This is a genomic window from Phenylobacterium sp., assembly GCF_046590535.1.
GTDB lineage: Bacteria > Pseudomonadota > Alphaproteobacteria > Caulobacterales > Caulobacteraceae > Phenylobacterium.
Map to the genome: position 1 here is coordinate 1 of NZ_JBKJTG010000090.1, position 4,238 is coordinate 4,238.

General features: G+C 70.5%; 6 protein-coding genes and 1 pseudogene. 2 read left to right on the forward strand and 5 right to left on the reverse strand.

Going from position 1 to position 4,238, the window contains the following annotated elements; all coding sequences use genetic code 11:
* The 3 genes and pseudogenes from ACLL81_RS05180 to ACLL81_RS05190 form a co-directional block, all read right to left on the reverse strand.
* Positions 1-355, reverse strand: a pseudogene (locus ACLL81_RS05180) (hypothetical protein); the annotation flags it as partial.
* 115 nt (positions 356-470) lie between these two features.
* Positions 471-635: a hypothetical protein gene (locus tag ACLL81_RS05185; protein ID WP_411287278.1), complete on the reverse strand. Its 165-nt coding sequence runs from the start codon at positions 633-635 to the stop codon at positions 471-473.
* A gap of 29 nt (positions 636-664) precedes the next feature.
* On the reverse strand, positions 665-1,666 hold the full coding sequence (locus tag ACLL81_RS05190; protein ID WP_411287279.1) for a WYL domain-containing protein: 1,002 nt from the start codon (positions 1,664-1,666) through the stop codon (positions 665-667).
* A 75-nt stretch (positions 1,667-1,741) separates the two neighbouring features.
* Here ACLL81_RS05190 and ACLL81_RS05195 point away from each other — a divergent pair, with 75 nt between their 5' ends.
* A complete protein-coding gene (locus tag ACLL81_RS05195) occupies positions 1,742-2,050 on the forward strand; it encodes a hypothetical protein (protein ID WP_411287280.1) in 309 nt (102 codons plus the stop codon).
* 23 nt (positions 2,051-2,073) lie between these two features.
* On the opposite strand, the gene ACLL81_RS05200 is transcribed toward ACLL81_RS05195, so the two are convergent.
* Positions 2,074-2,529 carry a DUF6285 domain-containing protein gene (locus ACLL81_RS05200; protein WP_411287281.1) on the reverse strand — a complete coding sequence of 152 codons (456 nt, stop codon included), beginning with the start codon at positions 2,527-2,529 and terminating at the stop codon, positions 2,074-2,076.
* The gene (locus tag ACLL81_RS05205; protein ID WP_411287282.1) at positions 2,526-3,521 is read right to left on the reverse strand and encodes a phosphotransferase family protein; all 996 of its coding nucleotides are present in this window, start codon (positions 3,519-3,521) and stop codon (positions 2,526-2,528) included. Before ACLL81_RS05205 ends, ACLL81_RS05200 begins: the two co-directional genes overlap by 4 nt.
* 62 nt (positions 3,522-3,583) lie before the next feature.
* On the opposite strand from ACLL81_RS05205, the gene ACLL81_RS05210 reads away from it, so the two are divergent.
* On the forward strand, positions 3,584-4,238 hold a 655-nt coding region (locus tag ACLL81_RS05210; protein ID WP_411287283.1), incomplete at its 3' end, for an acyl-CoA dehydrogenase family protein.

Genomic DNA, 4,238 nt, shown 5'->3' on the forward strand with positions numbered 1-4,238 from the left:
AGGCGCTGAAGATCGCCACCGCCAAGGACCGCATCCCGGCGGTGACCTTCGCCGGCGACGGGACCCTGCGCGACTTCTGGCAGGACGCCACCCAGGTGCGCGGCGCCTGGCGCACCACCAGCGTGGCGTCCTGCCAGAAGTCGCGCAGGGTTCCGTCGCCGGCGAAGGTCACGCCGGGGATGCGGTCCTTGGCGGTGGCGATCTTCAGCGCCTCGGCGTGCAGGCCGGCGTAGCGCGGATCGTTCTGCAGCTGCGGCAGGGACCGGGCGTTCTCCGCCCGGGCGAAGGCCAGGGCGCGCTCGCCCTCTATCTCCTCGAGCCAGGTATAGGGATCATTGTCGGGGGCCGACCCCATGAGCAAGACTCCCGCGAGAAGTGTCACCAGTGCGCGCATCATCATTCTGCACACCGGGGACTACAACTTGGCGGATTGAAGGCATCGCGGGTCAGAGCTCAAGGGGCTCCGCGTGTCAGCGGCGCCGTTCGGCCAGGATTTGCAGCGCCAGCCGGGGCCGGATGACGAAGAGGCCGCCCCAGACCGCCACGACGCCGGCATAGCGCAGCTTGCCGCCCAGCCGCCGGCGGGGGCGGACCTGGGTTTCGAAGACGTTGGCGTAGTCGATGGCCAGGGACATGATCGTTCCTCCTCGTTGATGAGGAAGAGCTAAGGGTCCGGGGCGACAGAAGCGGACGCATGCGTGCGCAGCGCCAGCTCGATCTGCGCCATCAGGGTGTCGTGAAGGACTTGGGGCGCCACCACGCGGACCTTGTCGCCCCAGGTGAACAGGTGCCAGGCGAGTTCCAGCATGCCGCTGGCCCGGAAGCGCACCAGCACGCCGCCGTCGGCCTGGGGTTCCACCGACTGGTTGGCGTGGAAGCGCCAGCGCAGGGCCTCGTCCGCGCCCGCGGGGGTGATCCGCAGCACCACGTCCTCCACATCGTCGTGGAAGATGCCGAAGCTCTCGTCGGCATAGTCCTGCAAGGAGAAGCCCTGCGGCCGGACGGCGGGCCGGTCCAGCACCTCCACGGCCAAGATGCGGTCCAGCCGCCAGTTGCGCGGCCCCGCCGCCTCGTCCTCCTGCGCCACCAGATAGTTGGAGCGCCCGAACAGGATGCCGAAGGGGGTCACCTCGCGCACCCGACCGGGCGTCGCGCCGCCCGCATAGCGGAAGCGCAGGGCCGACATCGCCTTGACCGCCTCGCGCACCGTCGAGAGCACCACTTCATCCTCAAAGGGACGCGGCCCCGCCTGGACGGCGATGGTTTCCGCCTGGAGCAGGGCCTCCAGGTCGGGCGCCAGCCTGCGCCGGGCCGCCGCCCGGGTGGCCGACAGCACCTTCTGTTCCAGGGACTTCAGCGCGCCAGCGCGGTTGTGCGCCCCCTGGTTGGCCAGCAGTTCGGCGGCGGCCTGCAGGGCGGCCAGTTCCTCGGCGGTGGGCGCCTGGAAGAGGCCGTCGAGGCCCGAGGGGATGCGGAACCGGCGGGTGGGGGGGTCGTCCACCTCCTCCAGCTGCGGGAAGACATCGCGGACGGCGTCGCGCATCCGCTCGACGGTGCGCCCCCCGACCCCCAGGCGCTGGGCCATTTCGTCCAGGGTCAGGCCCTCGGCGGTGCTGGCCAGCAGCCGCGCCAGTTCGAGCAGCCGCCCGGCCTTTTCGTGTCGCATGGAACCTTACGTCCGATTCTGTCGGAGGGAACCAACAGAACAGGAAAACCACTTCTGTTCAAAGGACCCCTGCCGATGGCCAGCCAGTTCCGCCGCCGCACCTTTCCCTATCGCGCCGCCAAGCCCGCGCCGCGTCCGCTCAGCATTCCGCCGGTTCCGGGCTCAGTCGTCGATGCGGTGCTGCGGTTTCACGACCGCGCCATCGACCAGGGCGGCGGGCGCACCCTGCTCAGCCTCAGCGACCAGCGGCTGCACGACGCCGAGGTGGAGGCCGCCCTGGGCGAACTCACCAACCGGGCCGCGCGGGTCTCGATCCTGTGGAACGACCGCGAGGACGAGATCATCCGCGTCCTGGAAGGCGCCGAGACGCGGCTGGCGGCCTAGTTTTTCTTCCCCTCAGCGCCCCCTCACGTCGTCCGGGGGTCATGGCGGCCGGGATGTGCCCGCCGCGAGGCCCAGCCACCCCTCAACCCTGCCCTCTCCCCCCGCACTGACGTGTCGGGGGAGAGGAGGCCTTCATGCCGGTAGGTCGGCTGGTCGATGGCCAGCTGGTCCAGGGCGTTGGCCTTCAGGGCCGCCAGCAGGCCGGGGGTGGCGGCGTCCATCTCGCCGGCCGCAAGCCGGGCGCAGAGGTCTTGCGTCAGATCTTCGTATGAGCCCACCCGGCCCAGCACCTCGCCCAGGCGCCGCGCCGCCGCCGCCTTTGCCTGAGGTCCCTGCTGCAGTTCCCGGGTGACGGCGGCCAGCGCATTGGCCGCCACCCGCGCCAGGAAGGCGTTGCGCGGGTCGAGGCCTGGCCGGATCTGCTCGATCCAGCCGGCCACGGCCTGGGTGAGTTCGCAGGCTTTCGGATGGCTGATCACAGGCCGGCCTCCAGCAGGTTGACGAGGTCGATCTCGGTCTCGGAGACCCGGCGCCCGATCATCGGCCGCTCCACGGAGGTTTCCGCCCCGGTGGCGTAGCTGGCGTACATCATCAGGCACATGACCCCCCACTTCAGCGAGCCCAGCGCCTGCCAGTACCGCACCCGCGCCAGCGTCATCGCGCCGCCACCCGCCGCCGCATAGCCGGCCAGCAGGTCGGCATAGTCGCCGAAGCCGCCCACCGGCCGATCCGGCCGTCCGAACCGCCAGGAGTTGACGCAGATCCAGCCCAGGTCCTCCGCCGGGTCGCCCAGGTGCGAGAGTTCCCAGTCAAGCACGGCGGCTACCCCCACTGCGGGGTCGATCATCAGGTTGCCGTTGCGGAAATCCCCGTGCAGCAGCACCGGCGCGACGGGTTCCGGCGCCTGGGTGCGCAGATGCCGGAACGCCAGCTCCAGGATCGGCCGGCGCGCGCCGCTCAGCCGGTAGGCCTCCTCGTAGCGGTCCAGCTCGACGCGACTGTCAGCGGTCTTCAGGTTCGCCTCAGGGGGCGCCGGCGTGGCGTGGATCTGCGCCAGGATCTCCCCGCACTGGCGAGCCAGGGCGGGCCGGACCGCGTCGAAGCGCGGATCGCCGACGATCTTGCGCCCCAGGGTCTCGCCGGCGACGTGGCGGGTGACGTGCGCTTCTCCCAGGCCGTCGGCCGCGTCGCACAGGTGCACCAGGGCCGGCGCGGGGGCCCCGCGGGCGCCGACCGCGCGGATCAGGGCGGCCTCAGCAGCCAGGCTGGTGGACCGCGAGGTCTCGGGATCGAAGGCGGCGGTGCGCCTTCGCAGGATCAGGTCGTCACGGCCGCCCTCGCCCACGATGGCGAAGGCCCAGGTCTCCATGCTCGCCCCGCCGGTGAGGCGCTGGGCGTCGGTGGCGCGCGCGCCCTCCCCGCCCAGGCGCACGGCCAGTCGCGACAGCGCTGCGGGCACATCAAGACTCATGACGCCACGGAATGTCTCATGTGGGCTAGTCTGGCGCCCGCTCACCGCGGAGGGAATGCACCATGAACTTCGACCTGCCCCCGGGCCTCCAGGACTATCTCGACGAACTCGACCGTTTCATCGAGGCGCAGATCAAGCCGCTGGAGCAGCAAGACGACAACATGCGCTTCTTCGACCACCGTCGGGAGTACGAGCGCACCGACTGGGAGGCGGGCGGCCTGCCGAAGAAGGAATGGGAGGACCTGCTGGGCGAGGCGCGCCGGCGGGCCAACAAAGCGGGTCACTACCGCTATGCCTGGCCCCCGGAGATGGGCGGCAAGGGCGGCACCCAGTTGGCCATGGCGGTGATCCGCGAGCACCTGGCCGCCAAGGGCCTGGGCCTGCACAACGACCTGCAGAACGAGCATTCCATCGTCGGCAACAACCCCTTCGTGCTGATGTTCAAGGAGTTCGCCACCAACGCCCAGTACGAGCGCGACGCCGACAAGCTGCTGACCGGCCAACTTCGCACCGGCTTTGGCCTCACCGAGCCCAACCACGGCTCCGACGCCACCTGGATGGACACCACGGCGGTCCGTCAGGACAAGGACGGCCAGCCCGGCTGGCTGATCCAGGGCGAAAAGATGTGGACGACGGGGATGCACGTCGCCACCCACGTGATGGTTTTTGCTCGTACTTCCGGCAAGGACGGCGACGCCACGGGCATCACCTGCTTCA

What these genes read in the sequence shown, in the direction of transcription:
- ACLL81_RS05185 (WP_411287278.1), bottom strand. Translation starts at nt 635, where the DNA reads ATGTCCCTGGCCATCGACTACGCCAACGTCTTCGAAACCCAGGTCCGC.
- ACLL81_RS05195 (WP_411287280.1), top strand. Translation starts at nt 1,742, where the DNA reads ATGGCCAGCCAGTTCCGCCGCCGCACCTTTCCCTATCGCGCCGCCAAG.
- ACLL81_RS05190 (WP_411287279.1), bottom strand. Translation starts at nt 1,666, where the DNA reads ATGCGACACGAAAAGGCCGGGCGGCTGCTCGAACTGGCGCGGCTGCTG.
- ACLL81_RS05205 (WP_411287282.1), bottom strand. Translation starts at nt 3,521, where the DNA reads ATGAGTCTTGATGTGCCCGCAGCGCTGTCGCGACTGGCCGTGCGCCTG.